The sequence below is a fragment of the Bacillus sp. ES1-5 genome (assembly GCF_022487605.1).
Taxonomy (GTDB): domain Bacteria; phylum Bacillota; class Bacilli; order Bacillales; family Bacillaceae_G; genus Bacillus_A; species Bacillus_A wiedmannii.
This window is the reverse complement of record NZ_JAKVPU010000001.1, coordinates 1,411,168-1,427,513: the sequence shown is the minus strand read 5'-3', so window position 1 is coordinate 1,427,513 and position 16,346 is coordinate 1,411,168. Positions and strand designations below refer to the sequence as shown.

Below are 16,346 nucleotides of genomic sequence, written 5' to 3'. Positions count from 1 at the left end.
GCTGGACCTTGCGCACCAGTAGCACCTTGAGCGCCCGCCGGACCTTGAGCACCAGTAGCACCTTGAGCGCCCGCCGGTCCTTGCGCACCAGTAGCACCTTGAGCGCCAGCTGGTCCTGTTGCGCCAGTAGCACCTTGAGCGCCGGCTGGTCCTTGAGCACCAGTAGCACCTTGAGCGCCGGCTGGTCCTTGAGCACCAGTAGCACCTTGAGCGCCGGCTGGTCCTTGAATACCTTGAGCACCTTGAGGTCCAGTAGCGCCTTGAGCACCCGCTGGTCCCTGGGCACCTTGAGGTCCTTGAGCACCAGTAGCGCCTTGAGCGCCAGCTGGTCCTTGAGCACCGGTAGCACCTTGAGCACCAGCCGGTCCTTGAGGTCCAGTAGCACCTGTTGCTCCTCCTCCAAGGCAACCTGATCCGTATTGGACTAGGATAGTTTGGATCTCTGTTATGAGTTTAACTAGTTTGTCGATAGTGGAGCAATCTACTTTGAATAACTTAGCGATATACAATAAATAATTAAGCAAGCTTTGTAGCTCAACGTACAATGCTCCGCATGAGAAAGGTTTTGTTCTTAGAATAGTTAATAGATTAGCAATAATAGAATTTCCAATTTGTTTTTGTGCTGGAGATAAATCTAAGCAATTGAGGAATTTTTGTAGGTTATTTAGGGCAGCGATCAAGTTATCGATATTATTTTGAGAAGGGTTTTGAAAGACCGCTTGAATAGCTTGGCCAAGAGCTTGAAGAAGTCTAACGAATTCTGTAAGTTCGGACTTAGAGATGTTAATATAACTACAAGCTCTTACTTCGCAACAATCATTACCATAAAATACTTTTCCTTTTTTCTTATTGTTCATCTGTTCATTCCTTTCTTTCATAGAATCAATAGTCATTACTATATATTAAAATGAAATTTATACTAAATTCGTGATGGACGAACTACCATTTCTAAAAAAATAAGAAATTGGCCCTCTTAGCAAAAATAAGTAAGATAAAGAGAAGGTTTATATAATGTAAAGACGAAAAGTTCAACATAAAAAACTGCATGCTAATTGTTGTAGGTATTTAACAATTGGCATACAGTTTGTAGAGGAGTACCTCATTTGTATTCATTCAATTTTTCCAGAGTGGTTTTAGGTAAAATTGGAATTGAAACGGTAAAAGTTGTACCATCTTGATTACTAGTCATTTTTAATGTACCGTTATGATTTTGAATAATTTTCTTCGTTACTGACAAGCCCAGTCCTGTGCCTGAATCTTTTGTTGAGAAGAATGGATCAAAGATATATTCTTGAATGGCTGGAGGAATACCAATTCCATTATCAGTGAAAGTAATACGAACAAAGTTATCAAGGCGATAACTAGTGATTTGGATAGAAAGTTTTTTTTCGCCTTGAGCATCGACAGCGTTCTGAAATAGATTTAAAAAAACTTGTACAAGTTCATGACGATCAATATGGACTAATACATCATCTAATTCGGTAGAAAAATTATAATCAATGGAAATGTTATGTAAAAAGACTTCACTAGCTAGTAACTGTTGAATATACTCACGTAAAAATGTATTAATAGGAAACGGTTCTCTTTTAAATTCGCGTGTTTTTGAAATAGCTAAAAATTTTGTAATAATGCTATTTGCGCGGTCTAATTCAGGAATAAGTAAGTTTTTAAATAATTCTTTATTAGATGGAGAAACATTTTCTTGTAAAAATTGTAAATAACCCCGTACGGTTGTAAGAGGATTACGTACTTCATGTGCAATCCCAGCTGCAATTCGCCCTGCTAACGAAAATTTCTCTGCATCACGTTCTGTGTTTAAATAATGAAAGACACTAATAACTCTAAAAATCTCTCCGTTATAATCACGAATAATTCGGTTATTTAAAATGCCATAGTTTTTGTCTAACACTTCTTCATTATATATTTCTGTTCCCGTTCTTAATGTTTCAAGAGCTTTAATTTTTTCTTCTGGCAATTGTAGTAATTGTTGAATTGGCTTTCCGATTATATCATTTCGTACTACACCAAAAGCATCTGCTGCAGCTTGGTTACATAAAGTGATATTTCCTTTAGCATCAACAAAGGTTACATGATGTGAAAAAGCATCAAAAATATGAACAAAGTATGTTTCAAGTTGCTCAAATAAAAATAATGAATCACAAGTAAGTTGAAAATCAGCCTCTTTATTTTCTTTTTGTATGTTTTGGATGGAATGAGTCGTTCTCGTTTTCTTTATTTGTAAACCAATATGTGGATTTTTGTATGTGAAATGATGTGGTAATTGATTCACAAGCTCTTCATAAAAACGTACTTTATTTTCTAGTTCTTCTATTCGTTTTTCATGAGATACAATATCATCGTTTGGAAGCATAAATAAATAACCCCTCAATTTAAAAATTCTTCCATCTAGTATATCATATTTTTATACGGATACTCTTAAAGAAGGGGCTACTTAATGAAATTGATTAGCCGAAGTGTTCGGGAAGTGAGTAGAATGAATAGAAGGTGAAGTTAAAAAGGAGGGATATATTTGCTTTTCATTGGAGTGACAGGGTGGGGAGATCATGATTCTTTATATATAGACCCCTATGAAAATAGAAATAAATTACGAACATATAGTGAGTATTTTCCTATAGTGGAAGTGGATAGTTCATTTTATGCGATGCAACCTGCACGAAACTATACAAAATGGGCAATGGAAACACCGAAAGATTTTGCTTTTATCGTAAAAGCATATCAAGGGATGACAGGACATATGAAAGGTGAAATTCCTTTTTCTACGTTTGATGAGATGTTTGATGTGTATAAACAATCTATTCTTCCTTTAATAGAAGCTGATAAATTAAAAACGATTTTATTTCAATATCCACCATGGTTTGATTGTAAAAAGAAAAATGTAGATTTTCTTCGATATACGAAAGAAAAAATGGAAGGTTTGCCGTGTGCTATAGAATTTCGAAATCAAACATGGTTTTATCCAGAAATGAGAGATAAGACGTTACAGTTTCTAGAGCAGGAGAAATGGATTCATACAATTTGTGACGAGCCACAGGCGGGGACAGGTTCGGTACCGCTCGTATTAGAAGTAACGAATGCAGAGATGGTGTTAATACGTTTTCATGGTCGAAATGTTCATGGCTGGCTTGATAAAGGAGAAAATTGGAGAGCGGTTCGTTGCTTATATCGCTACAACAATAAAGAATTAGAAGAATGGGTAGAAAGACTAGAGCAATTAAAAAAGAAGACAAAGGACATATATGTACTATTTAACAATAATTCGGGCGGAGATGCAGCGGATAATGCGAAACAGCTTATGAAAATGATGGACATTACATATGGTGAGCCGAAGCCCGAGCAATTAAATTTGTTTGAATGATAATAAACAAGAAAGGCACTGTACAAACAGGGGGAATGTACAGTGCCTTTCTATATGAAAAAGAGGGGTAACAATGTTACTGAGCGTTTGGTTGATTCATCAATTGTTGGCTTCGTAATAAATGATAATGGTTATCATTATCATTGTCAATAGTTTTCCGAAAAATAAATAAAAAATTTTTTATGAGACAGTAACGGGTAGAAATATTCCTGATAAAAGGTTTGGCTGAAGCAAAGAAGTTTTTCGGGGCAGAATGCTAGTAAACTCCTGATAAAGTATCAAAAAAAAGAACAGCAATTAATGCTGTTCTTTTCCAGTGACGAATTGTTGTAAATCAAAAGGAGTTATCGCTTGGATAAATTCTTTTGAGATAAGTGTTTGAACAAGAGTACTCTCAGAAATGGAAGCACCTGTTTTCTTTTCATAAGCTTGTTTTAATAAATCAAGTTTTTCAGCCGTTTCTTTCGGTAATTCAATTGTTAATGTGTTCATAATTTCTCCCCCTTACTATTAGAGTACCACTACAATATAGGAGAGACAAGAAAAGAGAATGTGAAACATAAAAAAGGTTACCATTTATAAATGGTAACCTTTTTTATGTATAAGAGTTATTAAGCAATACCGATATACTTTAAAGTTTTTGATGGAGTACTATGATCAAAGAAGTGTTGTAAAAATGCGATATCAACACCTGATTTGTATGCACAATATCCCCAAGTTTTTCGAAGTGTATGTGAGCTAATCCCTTCTAATCCAACTTCTTTTGCAGCTTTGTTTAAAATGTACCATGCATGTTGTCTCGTAATAGATTTTGTTCCTTTTTGAGACTTTAATAATGGTTCATTACGTTTCCAAGTTTTACGTTCTTTCATGTAGTCTTCGATCGCGTGCTGTAAGTCTTCATTTACAGCAAACCATTTATGTTTCTTGACTTTTTCATTGTAAAATAAAATGGAATGGCGAACATTTTCATGTTCATCGATTACATCACTAACTTTTAATTGTAAGATTTCACTTACTTTTAAGCCAGAATTTACAGCTAATACGAATAATAAGCCATCACGTTTCGAAGATTGTAAAAGTATATTTTTGATAGTTTCTAATTGTTTTTCATTTTGAATAGGTTGTCCTGCTTGTTTCATTTCACGCACTCTCCTCTTTTATGTGTGTAAAGGAAAGGATTAACTTGTTTCTTACTATAAAGGGAGAGTGTGAATTTCATGTGAACTCCTAGTGAAATTAAGACAAATTATTTGACTTCTTTTACTTTTTGTAAATTAAAGTAGAATACAACACTATTAGTCGTGTTATATACACCGTACTCGGCATGGTGGAGGTCTAAAATGTTTTTTACAATAGATAACCCGAGACCGGTACCTCCAGTATGACGGCTACGAGATGCATCTAAACGGTAGAAACGATCCCAAATTTTTTCAAGACTTTCTTCAGGGATAGGGTTTCCTGTGTTTTCGATTTCGATTTTTACGGTATCTTCCAGTGCTATAACGGAGACTTGTATTTTTTCTCCATCGGGCGTATAGCGAATTGCATTGCTAAGTAAGTTCACAACGACTTGCTCAATACGACTACGATTCGCTTTAACGAATATAGAAGAGTCTACATCTACGTTTACTTGTAAATGCTTTTCCTCCATGCTAAATAATAACTTTGTATAGACTTGTTGAATTAATTCACCGATTGAGAATGTCGTCATATCTAGTTTGTACGTACCAGATTCTAGTTTTGCTAATTCTAACATTTCAATAATAAGTCTGTTCATGTTTTCTGTTTCTTCTAAAATAACATCTGTGTAATACGTTGTATCTTTACTAACGCCATCTTTAATTCCTTCTGCGAAACTTCTAATTACACTAAGTGGTGTTTTTAATTCGTGTGATACACCAGAAATGAATTCTTTTCGCGTTTTCTCTAATTGACGTTCACGTTCAATGTCTTGTTGTAATTTTGTATTGGCAACATTTAATCGATCGATTCGGTCTTTTAAGTTTACAGATAACGTATTAATACTACCGGAAAGCCCGCCAATTTCATCGTCTGCTGTTACAGGTAATTTCTCGCTAAAATCAAAATTGGCCATTTTCTTTGTAACGCGATTCATTTTAATTAATGGTTTTACAATGATTTTTGAATAGTAGAAAGATAACAAAATAATTACGAGAAAAACGATGATTAAGGCATAGACATAATAATCCTTTAAAACGAGCATCGCTTCATTAACAGGTTGCAAAGACGCTATCGCAAAAGCGTATTCCGTAATTTTTCCATTTTCCACAATAGGTTTTACAAAGATACTATTTTTTATATTCTCTCCACCATCTATTATATAAGTGTTTAATTGGTGCGAGTTAGCAGTGCCATTTCTAATAATGTCTGCAAAATATTGAACGGCTTGTAATGTTTCAAAATCATTTGCAAGCCGAACCTCGGCTTTTGATGGAAGCTGTAATTTAGATACGATACCAGTAAACTCAATTTGAGTCACAATTTTTGAGCGGTTTGTAAGTCTATTTTTAGAAGAGTTGCCATTAATGGATTGAAAATCTGAATTGAAACGTTCGTTTTGCCATCGATTATAATTTGTTGTCAATTCTAGTGGTGTTATTGATTTGCCTTGTACCAAACCGACGACGTTTATCATACCATCTTTTTTCAATCCTAAGTTTTCGAATTTCTTATATTCTTCAGGCGTTAAAAGATTATTGAGTGGAATGGAATATGTTTCATTATTTTTAGGATTAATTACATCAATGTAGTAATTGTTGTCACTTTTAATAATGCCCTCAGAATTTAAAAATTGCATATCAGCATTTGTTTTATCATGAAATTCTTGTTTTAGTTTTCTAACTTCCTCAGGGTCTTTTTCGCTTTTTTCATAATTAGCTACGAATTTTTCAAAAGCAGTTTGAACGGTTTTTACCTTTTTATTAATATAAAATTTCTCTAAAAATAGAGATTGTCCTAGGAAAAAAAGGAGGAATATGATTGTAAATAATGTTGATGTTAATAAAAATAGTTTAAAGACGATACTTCTGTTTTTCACTGTGTCACCTCTTGTGAGAAATACTGTAAATGATTTCTTTATTATAACAAACGTTACAAAAAAGTAGAGGAGAAAATCTGTCTCTTCCGAAAGTAGTTTTTTATAAAAGGTCACATAAAAAGAACTCGACAGACGTATGACGAGTTCTTTAATGTATTATTGTTGAATTGCTGCATCTAAAGCAATTTCAATCATTTCGTTAAATGTAGTTTGACGCTCTTCAGATGTTGTTTCTTCACCAGTGAAAATGTGATCGCTTACTGTTAATACAGATAACGCATTTACACCGTATTTCGCTGCTAATGTGTAAAGAGCAGTTGTTTCCATTTCTACTGCTAGTACACCGTAATCTCCAAGTTTTTTAACCATGTCCATGCTTTCGCGGTAAAATACATCTGCTGTTAAAACGTTACCAACACGAACGTGTAAGCCTTTTTCAGTTCCAGCATCGTAAGCTTTCTTTAAAAGGTCAAAGTTTGCAGCTGGTGCAAAATCAAAACCTGGGAATGTTAAACGGTTCATATTAGAATCCGTACAAGCTGTCATTGCAATAATAACGTCACGTACTTTTACGTCTTTTTGAATCGCACCGCAAGTTCCAACGCGAATTAAATTTTTAACTCCGTAGCTTTGGATTAATTCGTTTACATAAATAGAAATAGAAGGAACACCCATACCTGTACCTTGAACAGATACGCGTTTTCCTTTATAAGTTCCAGTGAAACCTAACATACCACGCACGTTATTATAGCAAGTAACGTCCTCTAGAAATGTTTCAGCGATATATTTTGCACGTAATGGATCACCAGGTAATAGAATAGATTCAGCAATTTCGCCTTGTTTTGCTTCAATATGTACACTCATGAAAAGTCCTCCTTATAATGTATTGATAGAAATCAATATCATTTGCATTATACACTATCAATCCTTTCAATTAAAATCTTTTAATTATTTGTAATATGTGCAAAGCAGGAGGATTTCATAAATCATAATCTAGAATATATATGTAAGAAGTTTTGTATGAACAGAGACAATAAAAATGGTAGGTGATGTTTTGAAAAATCTTGTCATTGGAATTGTTGCTTTGCTATTTATTGTGGTAGGAGGATTTTACATAAAAAAGTATCAGGAAACTACAGAGACTGTAGGTGATGTTCAGGAAGTAAAATGGGATGTGTCAAATGGAAAAGGAAATGAGAAAGTAGATATTTCGTTTCAATTACTAAATAATAAAAATAACGAAGTTCGTGGTGTGAATGATCAAATTCGGGCAGTTATTGTAGACGGACAATTAAAGCATGTACAACAAATGAAACCTACATTTGCAGGAAATGGATCCTATAAGGTATCTTCCAAAATAGCGAAAGATGAAGGATATACAATATTTTTATATGAAGACAAAAACAAATCTGTGAAATCATTTGCGAAGAAAGATTTTGGGAGAGAAATAGAGGAGAAAAATAAGAAAAAAGTAAAATTTTCAATCGATAGTGTACTTACAAAAAAAATAGGGGAGTATGAAGTTTCTCTTTTATTTGGTGCATTGCATCCTAATGAACCAGCGACGTTAACATTTCAATTCCAAGCGAAAAAGGGTGACAAATTGAAATTACATTCAGAGAGAGGAGAAGTAGAGGCGCTCTATATCGTGGACGAAACGAGAGAAAACTTTTTATATGCAATACCTGTTGATACAGATGAGCAATTACAATATCGTATTACATTTCCTGTAGAAGGAACGTATAAAATATGGGGAGATTTCTATATAAATGGTAAGAAATATGAAAAAGAATTTATTGTACAAGTTCAAAAACGAAAAAACAGCTAAATGCTTAGCTGTTTTTTCGTTTTCCTATTAATTTTGTTACAGAAAGCATTGTAATTGGTAAAGAATGATTCTTTCTAAATGCTAAATATTTACCGCTCCATGCTGGTTTATATTTTTCTTTAAAATGACGTAGCCCGCTGAAACTATACGTATAACGAACATTATTAAAGATGGCAGCAGCAACTCGTTCAGACCAGAAAGATTGTGTCGATAAACCTACATTTGAAAGTGGTGCCATACCAATATTAAAGGAATGGTATTCATTTTCTTTGGCCCACTGGAATAGGTGGATGAAAATTGCATCCATAATGCCGCTAGGCGCATCTGGATAATAGCGCATTAAATCAACAGACAATGATCCGTCTTGATATACGGGCATAAAGGTCGTGAATGCAATGATTTTTCCATCTGCATCAGATAATGTAGCGATAGGAGCACGGCTAATATATTCACGATCAAAGTATCCGAGTGAAAAACCTTTCTCTTTTTTTCCGCCGAGCCACGCATCTGAAACTTTTCTTAACTCTTCAAATAATTCGTTTGAGAATGGTGGCTGATGAATAGAGAATGTATAGCCTTCTCGTTCGAAACGGTTGAAAGTCGCTCGCATACCGGCGCGTTTTTTTCCTGTTATTGTAAATGTGTTCAAATCAACGACAGCTTCTTCACCAAGTTTAAAGAAGTTGTAACCAAAATCATGATATAAACTCATCCATTTACTTTCTATTTGGTAGAATACACAAATGTATCCAAATCGATCAGCCTCAGCTAAAAACTCTTGTAAAACAGTACGGTAGGAGGAAGGATCCCCAATTGGATCACCTAGCACAACGAGACGTTTTCCAGTTATAGAGAAGAGAAGGAGCGCTTTCCCATCACTACTGAAGAAAAATTGTTTATCTCCTAAAAATCCTAAATGACTAAGTACATTACCATCATGTTCATCTAAAAAGTTTTGCAACCTTTTATCATTAGCTGGTTGCCCGGGAAATTCATTTCGATAACGATTGGCAATGAGTGAGCCAATCAGTAAAAATGTAGGAACGAAAAAGGCTGCTGCTAATGCACTTCGTTTCACTTGTGTAATATTACGAACGACAAAATCAGGTTTAAAAGCTTCTTTTGCACCTGCAAATAAAATACCTAAGTTTTTATATAAATATAAAGTTATAAGTAGGAATATAAAAACTTTTACCATATCAGAAAGTGAGACTTCCATTTTCTCGCGTACAAACCTTTTACGAAGCATATATAATACAGCGAGTACGATTAATAAAATAAACGTTTCTTCAATATCAATTCCTTTTAGCGTATTAAAGATGGCTGCTCCGATTAAAGAAATAATCGTCATATAGTAAGAACGCTTTGTTCCATAATATATGCCTCGTGAAAGGATCAGGAGGAGAATACCAAATGTTAGTGATAAGCTAAAAGAAAATTGAATAAGATGTTTTGGAGCTAGAATATGTAAGGCGTGTGCTCTGTTTATACTTGTCGGTAGAATGGTCGATAAAATAACCATTAATCCAGCAAATACTGTTAAAGCAGCAGAGGCCCATGAACCTAGTTTTCCTAGAAAATCACGCTGCAAAGTCCATATAACACCAGTTGTTTCTAATGCAGGTGCAATAAAAGGTTTATCTTCAAACTTTTTAATGGCCACGCCTGTCATTTCAAAAGCTGCAAAAATAAGACCAAGGCAGAAAGGTAAAATATAATAGACGAGGCGATATAATAACATGGCAGGTAGTAATACGCCTGTATCAATGCCATACTGTCCGAGCCCAGTTAAAAAGACAAGATCAAATGAACCAAGTCCACCAGGAACAAGACTAACAACACCAGCTAAAGCAGCAATTACATACACACCTAAAAACTTTTGAAATTCGATATCGATACCAAATAATATTAGTATGACGTACATAACAATACCGGCAGATACCCACTCAACTAATGAAACTAATGAGTATAAAACAGTTGGATTTTTCTCTTCTTCCCCTTCTTCTTGCCCTTCGATTTGCTTTGGTTTTCTATTTTTTAGTTTAGAAAAGCCAATGTATATAGGGACGAAAAGGGCAAAGAAAATAAGAACAGGCCATAGCCACGGTTTTTCATGCAAAATAAAACTTGTGTCTAATATTCCAATAAGACCGAGGAAAGAAAGAATTGCGAGTCCGTTAATAAAAGCAGTTGTCATCCAGGCGATACTTTTAATAAGTTTGCCATTTTCTTTTATGTATGGACGATAAAGCATTGTGCGTACACCAGCTCCAACGAGACCACCAAACCCAATAAATCCATTTAAAGTATTAGCAATCCATGAGATACGAAAAATCTTTTGGACTGGTATATCAGCTTTTAAATAACGAAGCATAACATAGTCATAAAAGAACATTGTTGATACGGCAAATGCACCAAGTGTAATTGCTAAAAAGACTCCTCCGGTTGGAATGTTTTTAATTGTATTGATTGCTTCTAAAAAAGAAATGCCTGCTAATTCTTTTTTTGCTTGAAAGAATACAATTGTTAATACAACAAATGGGAAGATAATTTTCCCGATTTGTAAGAAACGTTTCCATGAAAACGACATAAATACAACTCTCCTTGTATAAGAAAACTGAGACAATAATATTATTATGACAAACTTCAAGAAAAATAAAAAGGTAAATTCCTGTATAGGGAAGCTATTTTTTATATGGGTTATATTTAAAAGAGTATTTCGTTTGTCGGAAAATTAAGTTAAAATGAATTGAAAGAAGGAAGTGAGGGGAAGTAGATGATTATAATAGGTTATGCGGGATATGAGTTAGAGAAAGCAAAACCTAATACATCAGAAGATTTCTTTAATAGATCTGAAGTGACATATATATTAAATAATAAAGAGAGAACTTTTTCCGTTTTATACGTTCGATATTTTGAAGAAGTTTTACAAGAAATTACTCCTTTTGAAGGAAATCCAGTATGTAAAGTAGAAGAACAAGACATATATTTACGGGATATTGTAGCGATATGTTGTTTACTGAAAGAGAATGAGCATCGCATGCAAAAACGTTTATATTTAAATAATATAGAAGCATTCCAACAATATTTTGATGAGGGAACAGTGGTGAAAGTACAAGAAATATTGGCTGAATTACATAAAAATAAAAGAGTAGAAATAGCGTGAAATGGCAAAGGAGAGGGAAAAAATGTCTAATCTAATGGTTGAAAATCAAACAGAACAAGTTTCTATGTTTTTAGAAGATGTTATTACTTTGATAACCAATTATGTAAATTATCATACGTTGCCTTCTTTATTAGAAGAAACACCAGCAGGGAACGAGCAATATTATAAAGGGTTATTAGCATCAATAAGACGTCTTCTCGTTTTTTGTGAAGAAGGACATGATGCATGTTTTGTTTTGTTAAATAGCCAGCCATTTCGAAAAACAGCAGCTGAGAAAATTTTATATAAAATTTATCATCAAGTAATTGCAGAGTTTTTCTCACCAAAGAGTGATCATTGGTATGAAAATAGTCGGTCTGCCTATACAGGGAAAAACTCCATCGTTTTTCAACAAACGCCACCAGCATCTATAGAGCAAGTGATGAAGAGTTTAGAAGGAAAATTTCAATTGATGCGTGAAGAACTAGAATATTATGAGACGGATTACCAAACAAAGATGTTACACAAATATTAATTGCGAAAAAGAAGCTAAGGGGACTTAGCTTCTTTTCCTTTTGTAAAGTTATATAAGGGATTTCTTTTGAATATATTTATGGGGATAGCATTAAGGAGGTGTAACATGAGTCAGCAAGGTGTATTTACAGATTACTTTCATGAAGTAGAAAACTGGTGTGAAAGTGTTCTTCACGTATTAGATAGCCGTGCAATGGAAGTGTATGATGTCCATATGCTTGCTTATAAAATTCAAACGTTATTAGATCGTATGAAAGAGCATGAGTATGATACAGATGCAGAGTTTATGTATGAAATAAGTGATGATGTAGAACATATTCAGCATCATTTGCAGGAAGTATTCGTGCAGGGAGAAGAGGAATATGAACTATATGAAAGAGGAGATAGTGAACGAGCTGTTCCAATTGGAGGGCATACACTTCCACCATTACCTTATCCGTATAATGCGTTAGAACCGTATATTTCTAGAGAAATTATGATGTTACACCATGATAAACATCATCGCAGTTACGTGGAAGGATTAAATAAGGCAGAGAAGATGATGGAAGAAGCGAGAAAAACGAATCAATTTGATTTAATTAAGCATTGGGAAAGAGAAGCGGCTTTTCATGGATCAGGTCATTACTTACACACGATATTTTGGAATAACATGAAAAAAGATGGTGGTGGAAGTCCGAGAGGGGCTCTTTCACAACAGATTGAACAAGATTTTGGGAGTTTTTTACGTTTTCAAAAACATTTCACAGAAGCAGCTTCTAAAGTGGAAGGATCAGGCTGGGCGCTTCTCGTTTGGGTACCACGATCTGGAAGATTAGAAATTTTGCAGAGTACACTTCATCAATTATTTACACAATGGGATACGATACCGCTCCTCGTACTAGACGTGTGGGAACATGCGTATTATTTACAATACCAGAATCGAAAAGATGAATATATTAAAAACTGGTGGAATGTTGTAAATTGGCCTGATGTAGAAAAAAGATTTGAAAGTGCGAAACAAATTGAATGGACACCGTATTAGACGCAGGTTCTCTGCGTCTTTTTTATTAGAAGGAGAAGGAGATTTCGTTCATATTTTAAAAGGCCAAGCATACACTTGTACAAAAAGTGCCAAAAGGACGTGGGGGGAAATATGAGACGAATTTGTGTAATAATCACGCTTCTTATTATGTATGCAAGCGTTATGCCAATTCCTACATATGCAAAGATGAACAGTAATGTCAGTGCTCGAAATGCTGTATTAATGGAGCAACAGTCCGGTCGTGTATTATATGGAAAAGCAGAACATGAGCCACAAAAAATTGCTAGTATAACAAAAATTATGACAGCCTTGTTAGCTGCTGAATCAGGAAAAATGAAAGAACTGGTATCGGTTAGTAATGAAGCGGTGAGAGTAGAAGGATCAGCAATTTATTTAAAGCCTGGACAGAAAGTGAAGTTAGAGGATTTAGTATACGGACTCATGCTTAGATCTGGTAATGATGCAGCACAAGTAATTGCTGAAAATGTAGGAGGAAGTATAGAAGGATTCGTATATTTAATGAATGAAAAGGCGAAACAAATTGGAATGAAAGATACTCACTTTTCAAACCCACATGGTTTGGATGGAGATGGATCTCATTATTCATCAGCCTATGATATGGCACTTTTAACAAAGTATGCAATGGGGAACGAAACCTTTAAGAAGATTTTTGGGACAAAAACGTATAAATCAGATTCGTGGGATTATCCGTGGAAAAACAAACATAAACTCGTGACGTCTTATTATGAATTTGCGACAGGAGGAAAAACAGGTTTTACGAAGAAAGCAGGGCGGACACTTGTTACAACAGCATCAAAAGATGGACTAGATCTAATTGTCGTAACTTTGAGCGCTTCTAGCGATTGGGATGATCATATGAATTTATTTGATAAAGGTTTTGAACGTTTCAAGCAAACGAACGTTGTAGGACGAGGAGCTCTTGCTGAAATAACTGAAAAGAAATATGCCAATCATGTATATACGAAAAATAGTTTTGCGGTGCCATTAACTGAGCAGGAAAGAAAGAATGTCGTATTAAAAGTTGAACTCGATAAAAGTGCAAAGCTTAATGATGGCGTAAAAGTTGGAAAGACAGAAATTTATGTTGGCAACGAGAAAGTTGGAGAACGGAATTTATTTTATAGTAAACGAAAGTTAGTAGCGACAACGGGACTGTATTGGAATAATGTGAAAGAAATTTTTTCTCATATGATAGGTGTTGGGAGCGATGGTTAATCTTGTATGGGTAGCGATGGCAGTCATAGGGATTATATATGCCATGATAAATGGAACGATGGAAGCGATAAATAAAGCCGTATTTGACGGGGCAAAAGATGCAGTAACAATTTGTATAGGACTTATTAGTGTATTAGTATTTTGGCTCGGTTTAATGAAAATTGCAGAGGAAGCAGGGTTGTTAAAAAAGTTAGTGTCACTTTTTATGCCGATAGTAAAAAGGTTGTTTCCAGAAATACCGAAAGATCATCCGTCAATGGGATTTATTTTATCGAATATGATGGCGAACTTTTTTGGATTAGGGAATGCAGCGACCCCTCTTGGTATTAAAGCAATGGAACAATTGAAAGAGTTAAATGGAGGGAAGGATTCGGCGAGCCGTTCTATGGTAACGTTTCTCGCGTTAAATACATCAGCGATTACTTTAATTCCTACTACTGTCATTTCGATTCGAATGACGTATGAATCAGCGAATCCTACTGAAATTGTTGGGGTAACATTCATTGCACAAGTACTCTCTATGATCGGAGCGATTTGGATTGATCGCTATTTTTACCGAAGAAGGAGTAGGAAGGGGCGGAAAAAATGAGCATTGTAAATACAATTTCATTATGGGTAATCCCTTGTGTAATTGGTTTTATCCTTTTATATGGCACGATAAAGAAAGTGCCAACCTATGAATCGTTCGTTGAGGGAGGAAAAGAAGGAATTCAAATTGCAATCTCCATTTTACCGTTTATGGTTGGAATGCTCGTATCTATTTCTATATTTCGAGCTTCAGGTGCATTAGATGCAATGATATCAGTAATGAAGCCGATGTTAGATTTAATTCATGTCCCAGCAGAAATTGTTCCACTAGCACTTATACGCCCTATTTCAGGCTCTGCTGGTTTAAGTATTACGACCGATTTAATTGCCACATATGGGCCAGACTCGTTTATTGGAAGATTGGCTTCTACGATGCAAGGGAGTACAGATACGACTTTTTATATTTTAACAGTATACTTCGGAGCTGTTGGAATTAGAAAAATGGGAGATGCATTAAAAGTAGGACTTTTTGCCGATTTAATCGGGATTATTTGTTCAATTGTGTTTGTTTCTTTAATGTTTAAGTAAGGCGGCTATTCATTTTTTATGCTATTTCGCTTATAATACGTATACGACCACTATTAAGGTGTTGCTTAATAGTGGTTTTTTTATGCGGTATTTTTGACAAAATGATGAACTTTTATTGTGAGCAATATGAAGAATATGGACAATAATAAAAGGTAAAAACATGATTTGCCCTTTATATGTTTATTATCATCGCTATGTTGTTTAAGTAAGATGAAGCGAATAGCCGTCAAGCGTATGCGGTTGCCAAGTCTTTCTAATGTAAGGTAAGATAAATTCGAGGTGAAAAAAAGAAATGGAACGATTACAAAAAGTGATTGCGCAAGCAGGTATTGCATCGAGAAGAAAGGCTGAGGAATTAATTCAGCAAGGAAAAGTAAAAGTGAATGGAAAAATAGTGAAGGAGTTAGGAACGAAAGTAACTCCTCAAGATAAAGTAGAAGTAAATAACATCCCTCTTGAAAAAGAAGAACCTGTTTATTTTTTACTATATAAACCAACTGGCGTAATTTCAAGTGTATCAGATGATAAAGGAAGAAGCGTTGTAACAGACTTTTTCCCTGAAATTAGACAACGTTTATTCCCAATCGGACGCTTAGATTATGATACGTCTGGCGTATTATTGATGACAAATGATGGGGAATTTGCAAATGTATTAATGCATCCGAGATATAAAGTTGAAAAAACGTATGTTGCAAAAATTAAAGGGCCATTAACAGGTGAGAAAATTCGCATGTTAGAACGAGGTGTTGCATTAGAAGATGGGAAGACAGCACCAGCACAAGTGAAAATTATTTCTTGGGACAAGCGTAAAGAGACTGCGATTGTACAATTAACGATTCATGAAGGACGTAATCGTCAAGTACGCCGCATGTTTGAAGCGTTAGATTGTAAAGTAGTGAAACTAAAGCGTGAACGCTACGCCTTTTTAGAAGTGGGTAGCTTGCGCCCTGGTGATGCTAGAGAATTGTCACCACATGAGGTGAAACAATTACGTGCATTGGCTTCTACAAAGCCACGCTAATCGATAGT

At 34.9% G+C, this 16,346-nt stretch carries 16 protein-coding genes; 9 read left to right on the top strand and 7 right to left on the bottom strand.

The window, feature by feature from the left end; genetic code table 11:
- Positions 1-857 (bottom strand): collagen-like repeat preface domain-containing protein (locus MKO96_RS07295; protein ID WP_240587116.1); only part of this gene is annotated, 857 nt, incomplete at its 3' end.
- A 242-nt stretch (positions 858-1,099) separates the two neighbouring features.
- Positions 1,100-2,371 carry an ATP-binding protein gene (locus tag MKO96_RS07290; RefSeq protein WP_240587115.1) on the bottom strand — a complete coding sequence of 424 codons (1,272 nt, stop codon included), beginning with the start codon at positions 2,369-2,371 and terminating at the stop codon, positions 1,100-1,102.
- A gap of 159 nt (positions 2,372-2,530) precedes the next feature.
- Here MKO96_RS07290 and MKO96_RS07285 point away from each other — a divergent pair, with 159 nt between their 5' ends.
- A complete protein-coding gene (locus MKO96_RS07285; RefSeq protein ID WP_240587114.1) occupies positions 2,531-3,376 on the top strand; it encodes a DUF72 domain-containing protein in 846 nt (281 codons plus the stop codon).
- A gap of 297 nt (positions 3,377-3,673) precedes the next feature.
- Here the strand turns inward: MKO96_RS07285 and MKO96_RS07280 are convergent, their stop codons facing one another.
- From MKO96_RS07280 to deoD, 4 genes are all read right to left on the bottom strand, one after another.
- Positions 3,674-3,868 carry a DUF3924 domain-containing protein gene (locus MKO96_RS07280; RefSeq protein ID WP_001094861.1) on the bottom strand — a complete coding sequence of 65 codons (195 nt, stop codon included), beginning with the start codon at positions 3,866-3,868 and terminating at the stop codon, positions 3,674-3,676.
- A gap of 119 nt (positions 3,869-3,987) precedes the next feature.
- Positions 3,988-4,518 carry a tyrosine-type recombinase/integrase gene (locus MKO96_RS07275; RefSeq protein WP_000806231.1) on the bottom strand — a complete coding sequence of 177 codons (531 nt, stop codon included), beginning with the start codon at positions 4,516-4,518 and terminating at the stop codon, positions 3,988-3,990.
- 107 nt (positions 4,519-4,625) lie between these two features.
- On the bottom strand, positions 4,626-6,437 hold the full coding sequence (locus MKO96_RS07270; protein ID WP_240587113.1) for a sensor histidine kinase: 1,812 nt from the start codon (positions 6,435-6,437) through the stop codon (positions 4,626-4,628).
- A 156-nt stretch (positions 6,438-6,593) separates the two neighbouring features.
- Positions 6,594-7,301 carry a purine-nucleoside phosphorylase gene (gene deoD, locus MKO96_RS07265; RefSeq protein ID WP_000110707.1) on the bottom strand — a complete coding sequence of 236 codons (708 nt, stop codon included), beginning with the start codon at positions 7,299-7,301 and terminating at the stop codon, positions 6,594-6,596.
- A gap of 175 nt (positions 7,302-7,476) precedes the next feature.
- On the opposite strand from deoD, the gene MKO96_RS07260 reads away from it, so the two are divergent.
- Entirely contained in the window at positions 7,477-8,265 is a 789-nt protein-coding gene (locus tag MKO96_RS07260; protein WP_240587112.1) for a hypothetical protein, read from the top strand.
- A gap of 4 nt (positions 8,266-8,269) precedes the next feature.
- Here MKO96_RS07260 and mprF read toward each other — a convergent pair whose 3' ends face one another.
- Positions 8,270-10,855, bottom strand: a complete 2,586-nt coding sequence (gene mprF / locus MKO96_RS07255) for a bifunctional lysylphosphatidylglycerol flippase/synthetase MprF (RefSeq protein WP_240587111.1) — start codon at positions 10,853-10,855, stop codon at positions 8,270-8,272.
- 186 nt (positions 10,856-11,041) lie between these two features.
- On the opposite strand from mprF, the gene MKO96_RS07250 reads away from it, so the two are divergent.
- The 7 genes from MKO96_RS07250 (at position 11,042) to rluB (ending at position 16,338) form a co-directional block, all read left to right on the top strand.
- A complete protein-coding gene (locus MKO96_RS07250) occupies positions 11,042-11,431 on the top strand; it encodes a hypothetical protein (protein WP_000583792.1) in 390 nt (129 codons plus the stop codon).
- Positions 11,432-11,453: 22 nt separating this feature from the next.
- Positions 11,454-11,945: a YpuI family protein gene (locus MKO96_RS07245; RefSeq protein ID WP_016088674.1), complete on the top strand. Its 492-nt coding sequence runs from the start codon at positions 11,454-11,456 to the stop codon at positions 11,943-11,945.
- 105 nt (positions 11,946-12,050) lie between these two features.
- Complete coding sequence (locus tag MKO96_RS07240) at positions 12,051-12,965, top strand: superoxide dismutase (RefSeq protein ID WP_098115431.1); 915 nt, start codon at positions 12,051-12,053, stop codon at positions 12,963-12,965.
- 111 nt (positions 12,966-13,076) lie between these two features.
- Entirely contained in the window at positions 13,077-14,201 is a 1,125-nt protein-coding gene (gene dacB / locus MKO96_RS07235) for a D-alanyl-D-alanine carboxypeptidase DacB (protein ID WP_240587110.1), read from the top strand.
- Positions 14,194-14,790: a nucleoside recognition domain-containing protein gene (gene spmA, locus MKO96_RS07230; RefSeq protein WP_240587109.1), complete on the top strand. Its 597-nt coding sequence runs from the start codon at positions 14,194-14,196 to the stop codon at positions 14,788-14,790. The genes dacB and spmA overlap by 8 nt, the downstream gene beginning before the upstream one ends.
- A complete protein-coding gene (gene spmB / locus MKO96_RS07225) occupies positions 14,787-15,317 on the top strand; it encodes a spore maturation protein SpmB (protein ID WP_000029511.1) in 531 nt (176 codons plus the stop codon). Before spmA ends, spmB begins: the two co-directional genes overlap by 4 nt.
- Positions 15,318-15,609: 292 nt before the next feature.
- Positions 15,610-16,338, top strand: coding sequence for a 23S rRNA pseudouridine(2605) synthase RluB (gene rluB / locus MKO96_RS07220; protein ID WP_000440552.1), 729 nt, complete (start codon positions 15,610-15,612; stop codon positions 16,336-16,338).
- Positions 16,339-16,346 lie beyond the last annotated feature (8 nt).

Excerpts from the sequence above, each read along its gene's own strand:
- rluB (WP_000440552.1), top strand. The coding sequence starts at position 15,610 with ATGGAACGATTACAAAAAGTGATTGCGCAAGCAGGTATTGCATCGAGA.
- spmB (WP_000029511.1), top strand. The coding sequence starts at position 14,787 with ATGAGCATTGTAAATACAATTTCATTATGGGTAATCCCTTGTGTAATT.
- dacB (WP_240587110.1), top strand. The coding sequence starts at position 13,077 with ATGAGACGAATTTGTGTAATAATCACGCTTCTTATTATGTATGCAAGC.
- MKO96_RS07260 (WP_240587112.1), top strand. The coding sequence starts at position 7,477 with ATGGTAGGTGATGTTTTGAAAAATCTTGTCATTGGAATTGTTGCTTTG.
- MKO96_RS07290 (WP_240587115.1), bottom strand. The coding sequence starts at position 2,371 with ATGCTTCCAAACGATGATATTGTATCTCATGAAAAACGAATAGAAGAA.
- MKO96_RS07245 (WP_016088674.1), top strand. The coding sequence starts at position 11,454 with ATGTCTAATCTAATGGTTGAAAATCAAACAGAACAAGTTTCTATGTTT.
- spmA (WP_240587109.1), top strand. The coding sequence starts at position 14,194 with ATGGTTAATCTTGTATGGGTAGCGATGGCAGTCATAGGGATTATATAT.
- MKO96_RS07240 (WP_098115431.1), top strand. The coding sequence starts at position 12,051 with ATGAGTCAGCAAGGTGTATTTACAGATTACTTTCATGAAGTAGAAAAC.
- mprF (WP_240587111.1), bottom strand. The coding sequence starts at position 10,855 with ATGTCGTTTTCATGGAAACGTTTCTTACAAATCGGGAAAATTATCTTC.
- MKO96_RS07250 (WP_000583792.1), top strand. The coding sequence starts at position 11,042 with ATGATTATAATAGGTTATGCGGGATATGAGTTAGAGAAAGCAAAACCT.
- MKO96_RS07280 (WP_001094861.1), bottom strand. The coding sequence starts at position 3,868 with ATGAACACATTAACAATTGAATTACCGAAAGAAACGGCTGAAAAACTT.
- MKO96_RS07275 (WP_000806231.1), bottom strand. The coding sequence starts at position 4,518 with ATGAAACAAGCAGGACAACCTATTCAAAATGAAAAACAATTAGAAACT.
- deoD (WP_000110707.1), bottom strand. The coding sequence starts at position 7,301 with ATGAGTGTACATATTGAAGCAAAACAAGGCGAAATTGCTGAATCTATT.